We start from the raw sequence: 1,394 nt of genomic DNA, 5'->3' as shown, positions 1-1,394 counted from the left end.
CCAGTGTCAGCGACAGCGGGCCGGTGGACTTGATCCTGTCCCTCACGTTGTCCTTGGTGAAACCGAACTGCGTGAGGATGAAGGCAGGGGTCTTGTCCAGCACCACGACGCGGTGCAGCGAGTAGGCCACGTCCTCGGCCGTGAGCGCATTGCCCGAGGGAAATTTCAGCCCGCTTCTGAGTTCAAACGCGTAGGTCCTGCCGTCGGGCGACACCGTCCAGGACTTGGCCACGTCAGCGACGAGCTTCGTCGGGTCCTTGAGATCCAGGCGCACCAGCCGGTCGTAGATGTTGCCCATGATCTCGCCCATGCTCACCTCAAAGGTCTCGGCCGGATCCAGCGTGATGATGTCGTCCACCCCGCGCGCAATCACCAGCGTGTCCTTGGGCGTGGCTGCCAGCGTGGCCGTGCCCTGGAAAACCAGCAGGGCCAGCAGGGCGCTCGCGCAGAGCAAACGGGGGCGGGCGGGAGAGGGCAGGTATTTCAAAATCGCTTCCTGGTTGTGCAGATGCAGGGCACTGCCGGATGGCAAACGGATCACCGCTTGGATACTTTGAACATATAGGTGGTGTCAAACGAAGGGCCCAGTTGCAGGCCGTCCACGTTGCGACGCAGCGCGGCCACTTCGATCTTCTGGTAGAGCATGATGAAGGGGCTGGTTTTGCGGAATTCGGCCTGCAATTCCTCGTACATGGTCTTGCGCTTGCCGGCATCGCGCTCGAGCACGGCGGCGTCGGACTTTTTGGTCAGCTCGGGAATGGCCCAGGCATTGCGCCAGGCCAGCGACTTGAGCTTGGCGTCATCGGCGTTGTCGGGGTTGCGCGTGAAGGCGTCGGCGTTCGAGTGCGGATCCCAGTAGTCGATGCTCCACGGGCCGATGAACATGTCGTGGTTGCGGGCGCGGTATCGGGTCAGCACCTGCTTGCCGTCGCCCAAGATGATTTCGACCTCGACGCCGGCGCGCTTGGCGGTTTGCTGGAAGGCCTCGACGATTCCCTGCTCCGGCTGCATGGAACGCGCATCGATCGTCACCTTGAAACCGTCGGGCACACCGGCCTTGGCCAGCAGGGCCCGGGCCTTTTCGACGTCGAGCTTGTAGGGGTTCTCCTTGCTGGCCCCCAACAGGCCCATGGGCAGGAAGTTCTGGTGATTCACGCCGATGTTCTTGATCAGCGTGTCGCTGATGGCCGCGTAGTCGATCAGCCATTTGAGGGCCTCGCGCACCTCGGGCTTGGCCAGGGTGGCGTTTTTCTGGTTCAGGCTGATGTAGTAGACCGTGGCCTTGGGGGCGGACGTGAGCTTCACGTCCTTGTTCGCCGAGAGCGCGGCAATGTCCTGCGGGCTCAGGTTGCGGGCGACGTCGATATCGCCTTTTTCCAGCAGCAGGCGCTGCG

2 protein-coding genes are annotated in these 1,394 nt (G+C 62.8%); both read right to left on the bottom strand.

Annotated elements, in window-relative coordinates:
- Window positions 1–487, bottom strand: a 487-nt coding sequence (locus VTU_RS0106540; RefSeq protein WP_236610650.1) for an ABC transporter substrate-binding protein, incomplete at its 3' end; no start/stop codon positions are given.
- A gap of 50 nt (window positions 488–537) precedes the next feature.
- On the bottom strand, window positions 538–1,394 hold an 857-nt coding region (locus VTU_RS0106535; protein ID WP_010102401.1), incomplete at its 5' end, for an ABC transporter substrate-binding protein.

The organism is Verminephrobacter aporrectodeae subsp. tuberculatae At4, assembly GCF_000193225.1.
Taxonomy (GTDB): Bacteria; Pseudomonadota; Gammaproteobacteria; order Burkholderiales; family Burkholderiaceae_C; genus Acidovorax; species Acidovorax aporrectodeae.
Note: the sequence above shows the minus strand (reverse complement) of the source record. Positions and strands in the feature narration are given on the sequence as shown.